Raw genomic sequence first — 15,346 nt, 5'->3', positions numbered from 1 at the left:
AAATTATAATCGCAATTAAGGCATTCGAATACTGGTGATTCCTCACTGGGGCGAATGCCTTTTTATGTGCCCGAGTTCACGGCCTAAACCATAAGCCAAAAGTCATCTTGTTGACGCAGATGGCAAAAGGGTATAATGGTAGAAGGTTAATCTCTAAAATAACAAAACATAAGAAAAAACATAAGAAAAAACAGATGAGAAGACAGATGAGAAGACAGATGAAAAACGGATAATCCGATGACAGTTGGAACTTTTTGGCGAGGACTGTCGTCAAATGTATATACCTTCAGAAAGGAGCGCCTGATGGAATCAAAACTGATTGAAAAGAGCATTAATGGCGATGTTGCTAGTTTTGAACTGCTGATCCAGAAATACCGGCAGTACGTCTACAACATCACTTATCGGATGATGGGCAATTCCCACGATGCCGATGATATGGCTCAAGAGGCATTGATTAAAGCATTTAAGGCAATACACCAATTTAAAGGTGATTCTCAATTTTCAACATGGCTATACCGCATTGCGATGAATACATGCAAAGACGAATTGAGAAAGCGAAAAGAAGCGACCTTACCGCTTGATGAACGCATTGACACGATGACAGAAGCGGATCGCGCACAAACAGATCCATTGCTGATTTACGAACAAAAGGAATTGCAGGCAAAAGTTCAAGGGGCATTGGATCGCCTCTCAGCAGACGGCAAGGAAGTGATTATTTTAAGAGATATATTAGGCTACAGTTATGAAGAGATTGGTCGGATTCTTGAAGTGCCCATTGGAACGGTGCGTTCGAGAATTAATCGTAATCGAATCATGCTGAAAGACATTTTAAAAGCAGAAGCGTAGAAAGGAGTAAAATGATGTGTGATCAATACAAAACACTGATGAATGCCTATATTGACGGCGACATCACTGAAGCACAAATCAAAGAACTCGAGCAACATGTTGCGCACTGCGAATCATGCATGATCGAGTTTGAAGAACTTAAATATGTAAAGACGCTTCTTGATGAGGAGGTCTTAATGCCATTACCAAATGACTTTGACGAACGATTGCATCAGCGGCTATTGGAAGCGGCAGCAACAGTTGAAAGAAAAGAAGAGAATGAAACAATTGGTGCGAGTGTTATGGGAAAGATCAAAAAACTCGGCTGGAAATCTCGCGCACTTGGCGGTGTAGCAGCTGTATTGATTATTGGTGTTGTGGTCGTTAAAACCGCATTGCCATATGGTATTTACATGGGTGGATCCTCAGACACTGCCGCTGCTGCTAACTATATCACGGCTGAGGAATCAACAGAGATGGCGCCGCAGTCCTTTGGGATTAGTTATGATAACGATACTGCGGCAGATGTTGCAGAATCAAAAGCTGTGACGGCAGCAACAGAAGCGAGAGGCGCAGATGGCGGGTATGAGAGCCCGGAAATGACGTCCAATGACAGCAGTCAAAACAGTCAGTATCGCAATGGGCGAATTATCCTTAAAACAGCCAATCTCTCCATTGACGTCGAATCCTATGATGAGACAGTTGCGGCGATTAAGGCGATTTTAGAAGGCACTGAAGGTTATATCGAAAGTGAACAAACTAGTTATAAAACGCGTTACACTGACCGTGACAATCTACGATACGGCAGTTTTGTCTTAAGGGTACCGGCAGATTTATTCGATCAAATGCTCGACAGTATTAAAGCAAATGGCTTCGTCAATTATGACAATGTCAATTCAGAAGACGTGACGAAGTATTACAGAGATACTGCGTCACAAGTTGAAAATTTGAAAATTACAGAAAACCGTTTGCGCGAAATTCTGGAAAAGGCAACCGATGTTTCAGATATTCTGGAAATTGAAAATGAACTCACCAGAACGCGCCGTGAAATTGATGCATTAACCAACCAACTGAAAAATTGGGAAGATTTAGCCGACTTGTCTTACGTATACGTCGAAATAGACGAGGTCGAATCGCTGAATCCAACCATTGAGCCCATTGATGATTCCGTTCTGTCAAAAGCGAAAGAAGGTTTCATTGATACCATTAACGCCATTGTGAAGACGACCATGGAAATATTCATATGGCTCGTTGCCAAATCACCGGTTCTGTTAATTCTTGCAATCCTTGCAGGGGTCGGATCAAAAATATGGCGTAAGAAAAGACATAAAAAAATCTAGTAATAACAAAATCTAGTGATAACAAAAGGAGATTACACAATAAAAGATGAGTGGTTCAATTTCCTAACATCACACACATGCATAAGGAGGCATAAAAATGAAAAATAAACTGATAATAGGGATTACATCCATTATGATGATCATGGCGGTTGCAGCCTTTTCTGTATCGCTCAGCGCGCCAACGGCTATCAGTGTTGCAGATACGGCAGGCACTTCCGAGATTCAGAATACAGTTGTCGTCAATGGAACCGGCACGATGCAGGTTGCACCGGATATGGCCACCATCAACATCGGTGTTCAAACTCAAAATGAAGACGCCAACGTTGCACAGCAGGAAAATGCAAAGCAAATGGATCAAGTTGTGAGTGCCATTAAAGCACAGGGCATCGCCGCAGAAGATATCAAAACGGCACAGTACAATCTCTACAAAACTTCTGATTACAGCAGCAGTACCGATAAGCGAAAAGAGTACTATGTCGCAAACAATACCGTGAATGTTATCGTTAAAGACATTGACAAGGTCGGCAGCATTATTGATGTCGCATCGTCTAATGGTGCCAACAACATCAACAACATTACATTCTCAGTTGAAGATGATTCAGCATTTTATCAAGAAGCTTTAAAGTTGGCGATGACCAATGCGAAAGGCAAAGCGACTGCCATTATGAGTACGTTTGGTAAAACGCCTTCCATTCCGCAGCAAGTGAATGAATCATCAAGCGGCGGCTCGATCGTCTACAATACAGAAGCGGTGAGAGCGCTGGCAATGGATAGCGTCAGCACGCCGATAGAAAGCGGTCAAATCACAATTACGGCAAAGGTATCTGTCACATACGGCTATTAAGCTGAAAATTAGTACAGCTTCTAAGAGTTATTGAAAAAAAGTGTATTTGAACTGATTATTCAAAACAACGATGATTAACAATTACATGCACATCCTGATAACGAGATCGTCCATATTTATTGAAGTATGGGCGATTTTTTCTGGTCGTACCTTTTAATGAGATATAAATATTGGGAGTGTTTACACAGTATTTACATATTATGTATGTGTCTATAATATGAAGACAATATGATTTGAAAATGTTTACCAGAGTGTCTCTCTTTCGCAAACATTCATAAGCAGAATAGTGTTGAAATATGCATAAAAAAAAGCCTTTGTTATATTACAACAATAAAAAATCGATGTGCTTTTACATGCTCATTGTATACAAAAAGGCGTTGAAATGTTAAAACAATGCGGTTTTACATGTCATAAATTGTCCGATAATTTAGAAAAAACCCCTATAAAAAATAAAAAAATATTAACAAATAGATTTGAAAAGTATAAATAAATATGCATAATATTGCTGCATAGGGCTTGACAAACCTCATTTTTAGGCACAAAATGGTTATAATATATGCAGGGTGGTCCGTATGTTAAGATTGCTTAATCATTTATCTACAGCCATTTTGATCAAACAGTTAAAAAGTGCGCAATCAAATCATTCGGGCTACGAATATTTCGTAATACTCATAATTTAAATACGGTATTATAGAAATGAGCGGTTTTGTTTGCGAACAAAAGACACTCATTATTTTATTTTTGGAGGGCTATCATATGAGGTATATCTTAAAAAGGCTTTTGACGACGATTCCCATTATTATCGGCGTTAGTTTTCTGCTTTATGTCATGCTGAATATCGTTCCAGGTGATCCTGTTGCGTTAATGATGGGGGAGCATATCAATCCTGACACGATTGAACGCGTTAGAGCACGTATGAATTTGGATGATCCTTTATTGCTTCGTTTCGTGAAGTATTTATTAGATGCATTGCATGGTGATTTCGGCTATTCATACAAATTAAAACGCGAAGTGTCAACGCTTATATGGCAAGCTTTTCCGAATACTTTAATCTTAGCCGTTTCGGGCGCATTGGTATCATGGATTATCGGTATTCCGGCTGGCATCATTTCTGCCGTTAAAAAGAACACGTGGATTGATTACGCCGTCATGACATTTGCACTCATTGGTGTTTCAATGCCTGTCTTTTGGGCAGGTTTACTGGGACAGTATTTTTTTGGTCTAAAACTGCAATGGCTGCCGATATCCGGTTTTGATGGACTCAATATTAAGTATATTATTATGCCGGCAATCGTTTTGGGGTGGAGCGCTGCAGCGACCATCGCACGACTGACGCGATCGAGTCTTTTGGAAGTCATGAGTTCCGATTACATTCGTACAGCGAGGGAAAAGGGATTACTAAGGCATCAAGTAGTCATTAAACACGCATTAAAAAATGCCTTTCTGCCAGTTATTACAGTTATGACGATACAGGTGGCATCACTCTTGTCCGGTGCGGTTATTACAGAAACAATCTTTGGTATTCCTGGAATTGGGCGTATCGCCGTCAGTGCTATTCAAACGAGAGATATGCCGCTATTACAGGGAAGTGTCATGTTTGCAACCGTATTGATTATACTAGGGAATTTATTAGCAGATATTCTTTACGGATTTATTGACCCACGAATTAAATACCATTAGGAGGGAACGGAAAACGATGAGTGATTGGATTACAACGATGAGAAACAGCAGCTTCGGTCCGTTTCAGCGAAAGACGATCCGATATATGCATAAGATTGAACAGCAAATGATAGAAACTGAAGGTTCTATGAAAGAAGCAACTATCAAAAAATCAGAAGCTTCAGAAACGAATGATGCAGAAAAGCTTTTACAGAACGGATTTTCAGGCAAAGAACCAGATAAAATGCCGGAAGATCAAGAGGATACATTAATCGCCGCTGATTCCATATGGCGAGAGCTGTTACAGTCAATTTATAAAGATAAAAAAGCTTTTGTCGGGGCAATACTGGTTATTGCATTTGTTATAATTGCTTTAGGAGCGCCGATCTTTGCACCTTATGATCCTTATGAAGTGGATATGGCTGAAATGTTGGTACCGCCGTCATTTACAGAGGGGGCTTCTGAAATATCAGATAACAGCTATATGATTGGAACGGATTTCTTGGGCAGAGACATTATGAGCCGGATTATCTACGGCGCCAGAATATCGTTAGCCATTGGTTTAATCCCACCGTTGATTACATTGGCGATAGGAACACTGTTAGGGATGACCGCCGGTTATTATGGTGGTAAAACGGATTACCTTATCATGCGTCTGGCTGATATTTGTATGTCATTCCCGTCGCTGCTCCTGGCAATGGTGGTCATGTATACATTAGGTGCTTCACTGTTTAATATCTTTATTGCACTTAGTATTGTCAATTGGGGCGGGACATCAAGGATTATAAGGGCACAGACGCTTTCGTTAAAGCAAAAGGAGTTTGTAGAAGCGGCTCGGTCGATGGGTGTCAGCAAATGGAAAATACTATGGCGTCATATATTTCCGAACTGTATTCCCTCATTGATTGTTCTCTTCACATTGAGTGTACCGGAAGCGATCATGTCAGAGGCGGGGTTATCATTTCTAGGGGTTGGTGCACAGCCGCCGATGCCGAGCTGGGGCTTGATGATCTCAAGGGGAAAAGAATATCTTTTTTCTTCACCGTGGGTAGCGATTACGCCTGGGATTGCCATTTTCATCGTTGTGATTGCATTTAACTTTATTGGTGACGGACTGCGCGATGCACTTGATCCGTACACGAAACACGATTAGGAGGCAGGCATGTCAGACGTTTTGGTTATTAATCACTTAAAAACATATTTTAAAACAAAACACGGTATGAACCCTGCTGTTGATGATATATCACTAAGACTGCAAATGGGTAAAATTACAGCTCTTGTTGGTGAATCGGGAAGCGGCAAGAGCATGACGGCGATGTCGATATTGGGACTCATTCCCAAACCGAGCGGTGTTATCATGCCGGGCAGCGAAATTCTCTTTGAGGGGAAAGATTTAACGACATTGAAAGAGCGTGAAATTGCGAAAATTCGCGGCAATAAGATTGCCATGATCTTTCAGGAACCCATGACATCACTCAATCCGGTTTATACAATCGGTAAACAGCTGACAGAACCGCTTCGCGTCCATCAGAAACTCTCGAAACAAGAGGCGAAAAAGATTGCCATTTCCTATCTTGAGAAAGTAAGAATACCGGATCCGGAAAAACGATTTAACAATTATCCGCATCAGCTATCAGGTGGTCTGAGACAACGCGTAATGATCGCCATGGCAATGATCTGTGAACCGAAGCTCATCATAGCTGACGAACCGACGACGGCATTGGATGTTACCATTCAAGCGCAAATTTTATCGCTGCTGTGCGGTGTTCAAAAAGATTTGGACACGGCAATCCTCTTTATTACGCATGATCTTGGCGTCGTTGCAGAAATCAGCGATACCGTCTGCGTTATGTATGCGGGACAAATCGTGGAACAGGCAGATGTTAAAACGCTATTCGATAAACCAATGCATCCCTACACGAAAGGCCTTTTAAAATCACTGCCGCGTGTTGATGACGATGTGACTGAACTATACAGTATCAAAGGCATGGTGCCAAATCTCATTCATTTACCGAAAGGTTGTCGATTTGCATCAAGATGCCCTGAGGCAACGGCTATTTGCCATCAGGAAATTCCGCCTAGAGAAATGGTATCAAGAGACCATGAGGTATTTTGTTGGCTGCCTCGAAAGGAGGTATCCAATGTCTGAGCTATTAATGACGGCATCAAGCTTAAAAAAATATTATGAAGTCAAAGTTCAAAGCGTTTTTAGCGGCGGCAAGAGCAAAGAAGTCGTAAAAGCAGTAGATGGTGTCGATATAGAAATCGGAAAAGGTGAAACGGTTGCACTCGTAGGCGAATCGGGCTGCGGCAAGAGTACCCTTGGACGTCTGCTCATCAATTTAATTTCACCGACTGATGGAGACGTGGTTTTCAAAGGCGAATCTATTTACGGATTGCGCGGCAAACACGATAAAGCTTTTCGAAAAGATGCGTCAATTATTTTCCAAGATCCGTACGCATCATTGAATCCGCGAATGAAAGTTAAGGATTTAATTGGAGAGCCGCTATTAACGCATGGGATGACCAATGCAAAAGAGCGATATGAAAAAGTTTCAGAACTGATGAAAATTTCCGGTTTAAAACCAGAGTATGCCAATCGCTATCCGCATCAATTCAGCGGCGGCCAAAGACAGCGCATCGGTATTGCAAGAGCGTTGGCGCTCAATCCGAGCCTTATCGTGTGCGATGAAGCGGTCTCTGCACTGGACGTATCCATTCAAGCACAAATTCTGAATCTCTTAAAATCACTGCAAAAGGATTACGATTTAACCTATTTGTTCATTTCGCACGATTTAAGTGTCGTACGCTATATCAGTGATAAAGTTTACGTCATGTATCTTGGGAAAATTGTAGAGTACGGCGATCCTAAGAGCCTTTATACAGATCCGAAACATCCCTATACAAAGTTTTTGCTGGATGCTGTACCGATTCCTGACCCATCTCAACGAAACCGTGAGAAAATGATCTTAGAAGGGGATATTCCAAGTGCAATCAATCCGCCTTCTGGGTGTCGTTTTAGAACGAGATGCCCATTTGCAACGGATAAATGCAAACAGGAAATACCGGAAATCATTCAAATGGAACATCGCGGCTATGCATGTCATTATCCGTTATAAAAAGCTAGTTAGAGAGAGAAAGTTAAAAGAATTCAGCAGGATCACTTAATCAATAATAAAATGAAGGATCATTTTTATTATAAAACGCTTCAAATTTTGTTTAGAAAACACAATTTTATGAAGCTGTAAATCCAGTGCGAAGTATGAAGGCATTGGGTCAATTTTAAGAACAAGGGGGATTAAAAATGAAAAAGAAATTAATCGCACTAGGCCTCGTCGTTGCAATGCTTTTTGCATTGACAGCATGTGGCGGCAGCAATGGCGATGAAGGCGCATCAAGTACATCGTCATCATCAGAAGCAACGGGTTCAACTGCTGAAAAAGTTCAGTTTGTCGTGCCTTATGATGAAGATCCGGGAACTGCGGACGTTGCAAAAACAACTGAATTTTATGCACTGCCGCTCAACATGTTTGACCGACTGGTAGAATCAGTTACGGTAGCACCCGGTAAAAGTGAATTGGTTCCCGGCCTTGCAGAAACGTGGGAAGTCAGTGATGACGGTTTAGTTTACACATTCCATTTGAGAAAAGGGGCGCTTTTCCAAAATGGTGATGAAGTCAAAGCTGAAGATGTTTATTTCACATTCGACCGTATGCTCGATCCTGCAACAGAAGGCTTAAACACAGACTTCTTTGATATGATTTCAGGTGCAGAAGCGAGAATGAATGGTGAAGCAGACAGCACAGAAGGTATTAAAATTGTCGATGACTATACGCTTGAAATCACACTTGATGAACCATTTGGTCCATTTGTAGCAGGTCTTGCAACACCGGCTGGTTCGGTTTACTGTAAAAAAGCTGTTTTAGAAGCGGGCGATCAATTTGGTATTGATCCGGCACTTACAGTCGGCAGCGGTCCTTTTAAATTAGCTGAATGGACAGTTAACGACAAGATCGTTCTTGAAGCGTTTGACAATTATTGGGGTGGTCGTGCGCAATACGACGAACTCGTTCTCAAAATTGTACCGGATGCTGAAACCGCGAGAATGCTCTTTGAAAGCGGCGAAATCGATGTCTTCAACTGTGACATGGCGAGAAGCCAAATCCCGTATTTTGAATCAAATGACAAATGGAAAGAGTTAATTGTCTCAGGTCCGAGAGTTGGCGTCTATTACATTTGTCTCAATCAATCCATTGAACCGCTTGGGGACGTTCGTGTCAGAAAAGCGCTTCAAATGGCGATAGACAGAGAAAACATGCTGGCGCAAATGTTCTATGGTAAAGGTCAGCTCGTCAATGGTATCATGCCTCCGGGGCTCTACGGCTACAACAGCGATCTTCCGGAAATTCCGTATGATCCAGAAGCAGCAAAAGCATTGCTCGCAGAAGCTGGCTACCCAGATGGTTTTGCGTTTGAAGTTGCACAGGAAACAGATAGCCCAAATACGCTTAAGATCAATGAAATCATTCAATCAGATCTTGCGAAAATCGGTGTAGATGTAACGATTACACAATTGGATGAATCAACATTCTTCGGTATTCGTAAAACTGGTGAACTCCCTAGCTACTACAGCAGCTGGTCAGCAGACTTCAACGATCCAGACAACTTCATCTATACTTTCTTTACAGAGAAAAATGCCGTCAGCCGTTCTTTCAACTATGTCAATGCAGACATTCAACAAAAAATTGAAGACGCGAGAATTATGACGAATGCTGAAGAAAGAATCGCGACATACCAAGAAATTGAAAAGACAATTGTACATGACGATGCAGCGTGGATTCCACTCTTCGAACTCGATCACCTCTTTGTCGTTCAACCATATGTTAAAAACTACACGGTTGCTTGGAATGGCTGGTCAGATCAGTCTTACTACAGCATCCAAATTGAAAAGTAAGGAAGTGTCATTATGATGATGGACATCACCTCTCGAATAAATGCCATTAATTACAGCTTTAGCGGCTTAATGGGGATTTACGCGAATGACTTTAAAGGCAATATCATCGCAATCAATGAAAATGAATGCTTTGAAACAGCGAGCTGTATCAAAGTACCGATTTTAGCAACATTGCTAAACGAAGTTGAAAAAGGGAATTTGAGTCTTGACGACCCATTGGTTTACACGCCGGAGAATTTTATTGACGGCAGCGGCGTCTTAAGATCACTGACACCTGGGCTCTCGCTATCGACGTTGGACTTTGCAACACTGATGATTATCGTCAGTGATAATATTGCAACCAATGTTCTCATTGATCTGCTAGGGATCGACCGTGTCAATGCTGTGTGTGATTCACTTGGCATGGTGCAAACGAGACTGCATAACAAAATTGATTTTGTCAAGTATAGACAGCTTGGCACAACGACGCCAAAGGAATATGCCGTTATTTTTGAACGTGCTTACCAGGGCGAGCTGTGGAGTGTTGAGCAGTCGGAGCGCTTCGTTGAAATCCTAAAAAAACAGCATTACAATTCGATGCTGACAAAAGCGCTGACGCCGTATTATCTCGACGCAGAAGATACGGGAGATGAGGAAGTGCTGTCCATCGCATCAAAGAGCGGCAGTATGAACGCCTGTCGTAATGATGGCGGGATCTTTTATACGCCATATGGGGGTTATGTCTTGACGCTCTTAACAAAGAACTTTAGTGACAAATTGTTTTACAACGAACATGAGAGCTTTAAGTTCGGTCCGCAAGTGAGCCGACTGTTGCTCGACCATTTCATTTCAAAAGAAGGTTCGTTTTAATCGTGACATCCACTTGATTACAAAAGACTAAAATCATTGGATTGTACGTAAAAAATGCCTAAAAGCGCTGTTTCAAAATGATTCTTATATCATGGCGAAACAGCGTTTTTTTATCAGAGAGGGATTGATTAACGAAAAAAAATCATCTTGAGATCATCTTGAGGTCATCTCAAGTTCATCAAATCGTTTGTCATGGAGATGATCGTTTTTATACAAGACGGTTGCATGCGATATTACCCGATCATATGCTATAATAGATAAAGATATGATTATAGATAAAATGGAGGCTGGTATGGCTAAAATCATCATTGTAGATGGCAACAGTTTAATTAATAGAGCTTTTTTTGCGTTAAAAGATCTGAGAAACTCAAAAGGAATTTATACGGGTGGTGTTTTAAAATTTACCGAAATGGTGTTAATGCTGATAGACGACTTTGAACCGACGCATTTCGTTATTGCGTTTGATATGAAAGGACCTACATTCAGACATCTTTCTTATGAAGCCTATAAGGGGACGCGTACAGGCATGTCGGATGAGCTCGCGATGCAAATGCCGATTACAAAAGAAATACTTGATGCCCTTAATATTTCGAGAGTGGAATTGCAAGGCTATGAGGCTGATGACTTAATTGGTACCATTGCGAAGCAAGCGAAGAACGCCGGTATTGAGGCGCATATCATTACAGGCGATAAAGATGCCCTGCAGTTGGCGGCGGAAGGTGTCCATGTCCACATTACCAAAAAGGGCATTACGAATTTAAAAGATTACGATGATGAAGCCATTATGGAAGAATGGGGTGTGACAGCGGATCATGTCATTGACTTTAAAGGCTTAAGCGGTGACAGCGCCGATAATATTCCAGGCGTTAAAGGCGTTGGGCCGAAAACAGCTCAAAAACTGCTGGCACAGTTCAAAACTGTAGAAAATCTGATTGAAAACGTTGAAGAAGTTGAGAATCAGCGCATCAGAAACTTGATTATTGAACATGCTGAAGAGGCGCTGATGAGTAAAAGGCTTGCAACCATACATCAGGATGTTCCAATAGAGATTGATTTTGAAGCGTTTAAAATCGTAGAACCCAATTTGGAAGCGACAATTGGTTTGATGAAACAATATGAATTGACATCATTGCTAAATCGTATTAAGCCGACGGAAAAACCGGCTGTTGAAACAATCGCCATAGAAGATGTCATCTGCGATCCGGAGAAGGTGATCAAAGCGGCAAATAAAGCGGGTAAAATTTATATTAGAACAGCCGTTGAGCCTTCAAAAGAGCGCTATATGACGTGTTATGGCATGGCGATGAATATAGACGGTAAGCTGTATTACGTAGAAGGTGAAGCGCAATTACAGGCGCTTAAACCAATGCTGGAATCCGATGAAATCGCCATAAGCGGCTTTGACGTCAAGCGTGATTACTTGTGGTGTTTATCAGAGGGAATCGCTTTAAAGGGCATTGATTTTGACGGGTACATCGCATCTTATCTCATCAATCCGGCAAGACGCAATTATCTGTTTGAGGATATTCTTTTCGAAAAGCATCAATTACAAATAGACGGCGAAGAGGTACTGCTGGGAAAAGGTGCCAAGAAAAAAGCATACGCTGATATTGATCATTCATCTCTAAAAGCATTTTTATGCCAGCAAGTAAGTTATTTGCCAATTCTCACAGAAAGTCTTATGGCAGAAATAAAAGAAGCCCAATTGGATTTACTTTTGAAAGAAGTCGAATTACCGTTGATCGAAGTCCTTGCTGACATGGAGTACATTGGTTTTAAAGTGGATATGCAGACATTGGACGAACTGGGGACTGCCATTGAAACAAAGATTAATGAAATTGAAACGGAAGTTTATCGCTTGGCAGGAGAGAACTTTAATATCAATTCACCGAAACAGCTTGGCGTTATACTCTTTGAAAAGCTGGGACTTCCCGTTGGTAAAAAGACAAAGACCGGTTATTCGACCAGCCACGATGTCCTTGAAAAGCTTATGAACAAACATGAAATCATCAAAGAAATCATTGAATATAGAATGTACGCCAAATTAAAGTCAACCTATATTGACGGCCTAAAAGCTGTGGTTGATGAGAAAGAGCGCGTCCATACATCGTTAAACCAAACCATTGCGGTAACAGGGCGCCTGAGCTCTACAGAGCCTAATCTCCAAAATATTCCGATTAGGCTGCCATATGGCCGAAAAATCAGAAAAATATTTATACCGGATGAAAATTGCACACTGCTTGATGCCGATTACTCTCAAATTGAACTGCGCGTTTTGGCACATCTCAGCGAGGATGACACGCTGATCAAAGCATTTCGTGAGGGATTGGACATTCATGCCATTACAGCTTCACAGGTTTTTCATGTTGCTGAAGATGAAGTTTCAAGCCTACAGCGAAGCCGTGCCAAGGAAGTAAACTTTGGGATTGTCTACGGCATGGGAGATTTTGGGCTTAGCGAAAGCTTGGGCATTACGCGAAAAGAAGCAAAATCGTATATTGAGAGCTATTTTGAAACATACCCAAAAGTGCAAACCTATATGGATGGTCTTATTGAACAATGTAAAAAAGACGGCTATGTAGAAACCGTTTTACATCGCCGTAGAGATATTGCCGATATCAATCACAGCAATTTTATGCTGCGCTCAGCGGCAGAAAGAACAGCGCGCAATACGCCAATTCAGGGATCGGCTGCTGATATTATCAAGCTGGCGATGATAAAGGTGTATCATGCCCTAAAAGAAAATGAAATGGCGACACAACTCATTCTTCAAGTACATGATGAACTGATTTTAAATGTGCCTGAAGGGGAGCTTGAAAAGGCAAAAGCCATTTTAAAAGAAGCGATGGAAACCGCTTATATGCTGGATGTACCATTAAAGGTCGATATGAACACAGGAGCGAGTTGGTATGATGCAAAGTAAAGCCTTTATTATTGGACTCACCGGCGGCATTGCCAGCGGCAAGAGCACGGTAACCAAATACCTTATCGGAAAGGGCTATCCGGTTGTCGACGCAGATTTAATTGCGCGTCATATCGTCGATCGCGGTTCGCCGGCTCTGGCAGCTATTGCGAAGACATTCGGCGAAACTTATTTAATGGCTGACGGGTCACTTGACAGAAAGAAACTCGGTGAACTGGTATTTAATGATGAAACAGCACGAAACGCGCTGAATCAAATTACACACGATCGCATTTATCAAGCAATATGGGATGAAATCAACGTATTGAAAACATCACATCATATTATTTTTGCAGATATTCCGCTTCTAATCGAATCGGGGCGTTTTAAAAAGTATGATGAGATTTGGCTTGTTTATGTCCCTAGGGAAGTACAGATTGAGCGTTTGATGCAGCGTGACAGTGTAACGGAGCAATTTGCTGAAGCACAGCTTAATTCTCAAATGCCGCTAGACGAAAAAAAGAATGATGCAACGCGTATTATGGATAATGCAGGCGATAAAAATCATTTATTCAGTCAAGTCGATGCGGCATTGTCGGACATTCTAAAAACATTGACTATTAATTAACGAAAGTTGCTTCATAACATGAAATAATTTATAATGTTAGTGACTATTCTTAAGAAGGGAAAAATGTGATGGAGCAGCTTAAAAGTATTAAAGATATAGATCAGATTAGCATTCGTGAAGATCGTATTATGCATTCAGCTGATGCGAATGAAATTGTTAATGGTTTAACAACTGATGTGTATTTTCTACGCACGCTGGATATTCTTTCTGCACTTGATTTAGCTGAGGCAGAAGTTGTCGCTGAAATCTTTCCGAGAAAAAAAGGCATTTTTTGCGGCATTGATGAAGTAAAGAATTTACTGAAGGGTAAACCATTAGAAGTATGGGCAGTTGATGAAGGCGAAAGTTTTGATGTAAAAGATACAGTGATAAGAATTAAAGGCAAATATAAAGATATGGCGATTTTTGAAACGATTGTTTTAGGAATGCTGGCAAGTGCTTCCGGTTGGGCAACAGCCGCAAGTGAAATTAAAGAAGCATGCGGTGATAAAACATTTTTATGTTTTGGTGCAAGGCATCTGCATCCTTCCGTCGCACCTGTTATGGAACGTTCGGCTGTTATTGGCGGCGCAATGGGTGCTAGCTGTATTTTAGCGGCAAAACTCATGGGACTTAACCCATCGGGAACAGTGCCGCACAGCGCGATGTTGATCGCTGGTGATACATTGACCGTATCAGAGACATATAATCGTATATCGGATCCGGCTCATAACAGAATCGTTTTAATTGATACCTTTAAAGATGAAGTAGAGGAAGCGATAAGAATTGCAAAAGCGCTTGACGGCAAATTATACGGTATTCGTTTGGATACGCCTAGCGAACGCGGCGGTGTAACGGCGGGACTCGTTAAGGAAATGCGCGCTAAACTGGATGCAGAAGGTTTTGATTATGTCAAAATATTTGTGTCAGGCGGTTTGACACCTGAAAAAATTATCACGTTGCGCGAAGCGGGCGCCGATTCGTTTGGCGTTGGCAGTTATATCTCAGGTGCTTCGCCAATTGATATGACCATGGATATCAAGATGGTCAACGGCAAAGCCGTTGCTAAACGCGGTAGAATTCCGGGGCTAATTGATAATCCGAAGCTTAAAAAAGTACAATAATACGATGTCAAGAATGGTAACCATGACATTTGCGATGTGAAAATTAAAAATATAATCATAAAAATTTAGAACGACTTCAAAATAAGCGGCGCTGTTTACAGATCGGGTTTGTAAACAGCGCTTTTTTTGGTGTGCCCGGTATGGGCGTAATCTAACGGGTGAGAGTCCCTAACACACCCTGGTAGTGGGAAGTGTATAGCTTAAGGCAAGGGTGTCCTTGGCGACGAGGAATCTGAAGAAAG

At 41.5% G+C, this 15,346-nt stretch carries 12 protein-coding genes; all 12 read left to right on the top strand.

What is annotated here, in order from left to right:
- Positions 1-303 precede the first annotated feature (303 nt).
- The 12 genes from KHM83_RS11575 to KHM83_RS11520 all read left to right on the top strand — a co-directional run bounded on the left by KHM83_RS11575 (position 304) and on the right by KHM83_RS11520 (position 15,104).
- Complete coding sequence (locus KHM83_RS11575) at positions 304-846, top strand: RNA polymerase sigma factor (RefSeq protein WP_213237183.1); 543 nt, start codon at positions 304-306, stop codon at positions 844-846.
- Between the two features lie 14 nt (positions 847-860).
- A complete protein-coding gene (locus KHM83_RS11570; RefSeq protein WP_213237182.1) occupies positions 861-2,165 on the top strand; it encodes a DUF4349 domain-containing protein in 1,305 nt (434 codons plus the stop codon).
- A 97-nt stretch (positions 2,166-2,262) separates the two neighbouring features.
- Positions 2,263-3,009 (top strand): SIMPL domain-containing protein, encoded by a 747-nt coding sequence (locus KHM83_RS11565; protein WP_213237181.1) that lies wholly within the window; start codon positions 2,263-2,265, stop codon positions 3,007-3,009.
- A 756-nt stretch (positions 3,010-3,765) separates the two neighbouring features.
- A complete protein-coding gene (locus KHM83_RS11560) occupies positions 3,766-4,689 on the top strand; it encodes an ABC transporter permease (protein WP_213237180.1) in 924 nt (307 codons plus the stop codon).
- Between the two features lie 16 nt (positions 4,690-4,705).
- On the top strand, positions 4,706-5,821 hold the full coding sequence (locus KHM83_RS11555; protein ID WP_246543065.1) for an ABC transporter permease: 1,116 nt from the start codon (positions 4,706-4,708) through the stop codon (positions 5,819-5,821).
- 9 nt (positions 5,822-5,830) lie between these two features.
- Positions 5,831-6,817: an ABC transporter ATP-binding protein gene (locus KHM83_RS11550; protein WP_213237179.1), complete on the top strand. Its 987-nt coding sequence runs from the start codon at positions 5,831-5,833 to the stop codon at positions 6,815-6,817.
- Entirely contained in the window at positions 6,810-7,787 is a 978-nt protein-coding gene (locus KHM83_RS11545) for an ABC transporter ATP-binding protein (protein WP_213237178.1), read from the top strand. Before KHM83_RS11550 ends, KHM83_RS11545 begins: the two co-directional genes overlap by 8 nt.
- Positions 7,788-7,972: 185 nt before the next feature.
- Complete coding sequence (locus KHM83_RS11540) at positions 7,973-9,622, top strand: ABC transporter substrate-binding protein (RefSeq protein ID WP_213237177.1); 1,650 nt, start codon at positions 7,973-7,975, stop codon at positions 9,620-9,622.
- 12 nt (positions 9,623-9,634) lie between these two features.
- Complete coding sequence (locus KHM83_RS11535; protein ID WP_213237176.1) at positions 9,635-10,471, top strand: serine hydrolase; 837 nt, start codon at positions 9,635-9,637, stop codon at positions 10,469-10,471.
- A 292-nt stretch (positions 10,472-10,763) separates the two neighbouring features.
- On the top strand, positions 10,764-13,394 hold the full coding sequence (gene polA, locus KHM83_RS11530; protein ID WP_213237175.1) for a DNA polymerase I: 2,631 nt from the start codon (positions 10,764-10,766) through the stop codon (positions 13,392-13,394).
- Positions 13,381-14,001, top strand: coding sequence for a dephospho-CoA kinase (gene coaE, locus KHM83_RS11525; RefSeq protein ID WP_213237174.1), 621 nt, complete (start codon positions 13,381-13,383; stop codon positions 13,999-14,001). Before polA ends, coaE begins: the two co-directional genes overlap by 14 nt.
- A gap of 68 nt (positions 14,002-14,069) precedes the next feature.
- Positions 14,070-15,104 carry a nicotinate phosphoribosyltransferase gene (locus KHM83_RS11520; RefSeq protein ID WP_213237173.1) on the top strand — a complete coding sequence of 345 codons (1,035 nt, stop codon included), beginning with the start codon at positions 14,070-14,072 and terminating at the stop codon, positions 15,102-15,104.
- Positions 15,105-15,346 lie beyond the last annotated feature (242 nt).

It is taken from the genome of Fusibacter paucivorans (genome assembly GCF_018390735.1).
Lineage (GTDB): Bacteria > Bacillota > Clostridia > Peptostreptococcales > Acidaminobacteraceae > Fusibacter > Fusibacter paucivorans.
The sequence above is the reverse complement of the archived record's forward strand: the minus strand, read 5'-3'. Positions and strand labels throughout refer to the sequence as shown.

Excerpts from the sequence above, each read along its gene's own strand:
- KHM83_RS11575 (WP_213237183.1), top strand. The coding sequence starts at position 304 with ATGGAATCAAAACTGATTGAAAAGAGCATTAATGGCGATGTTGCTAGT.
- KHM83_RS11570 (WP_213237182.1), top strand. The coding sequence starts at position 861 with ATGTGTGATCAATACAAAACACTGATGAATGCCTATATTGACGGCGAC.
- KHM83_RS11565 (WP_213237181.1), top strand. The coding sequence starts at position 2,263 with ATGAAAAATAAACTGATAATAGGGATTACATCCATTATGATGATCATG.
- KHM83_RS11560 (WP_213237180.1), top strand. The coding sequence starts at position 3,766 with ATGAGGTATATCTTAAAAAGGCTTTTGACGACGATTCCCATTATTATC.
- KHM83_RS11555 (WP_246543065.1), top strand. The coding sequence starts at position 4,706 with ATGAGTGATTGGATTACAACGATGAGAAACAGCAGCTTCGGTCCGTTT.
- KHM83_RS11550 (WP_213237179.1), top strand. The coding sequence starts at position 5,831 with ATGTCAGACGTTTTGGTTATTAATCACTTAAAAACATATTTTAAAACA.
- KHM83_RS11545 (WP_213237178.1), top strand. The coding sequence starts at position 6,810 with ATGTCTGAGCTATTAATGACGGCATCAAGCTTAAAAAAATATTATGAA.
- KHM83_RS11540 (WP_213237177.1), top strand. The coding sequence starts at position 7,973 with ATGAAAAAGAAATTAATCGCACTAGGCCTCGTCGTTGCAATGCTTTTT.
- KHM83_RS11535 (WP_213237176.1), top strand. The coding sequence starts at position 9,635 with ATGATGATGGACATCACCTCTCGAATAAATGCCATTAATTACAGCTTT.
- polA (WP_213237175.1), top strand. The coding sequence starts at position 10,764 with ATGGCTAAAATCATCATTGTAGATGGCAACAGTTTAATTAATAGAGCT.
- coaE (WP_213237174.1), top strand. The coding sequence starts at position 13,381 with ATGATGCAAAGTAAAGCCTTTATTATTGGACTCACCGGCGGCATTGCC.
- KHM83_RS11520 (WP_213237173.1), top strand. The coding sequence starts at position 14,070 with ATGGAGCAGCTTAAAAGTATTAAAGATATAGATCAGATTAGCATTCGT.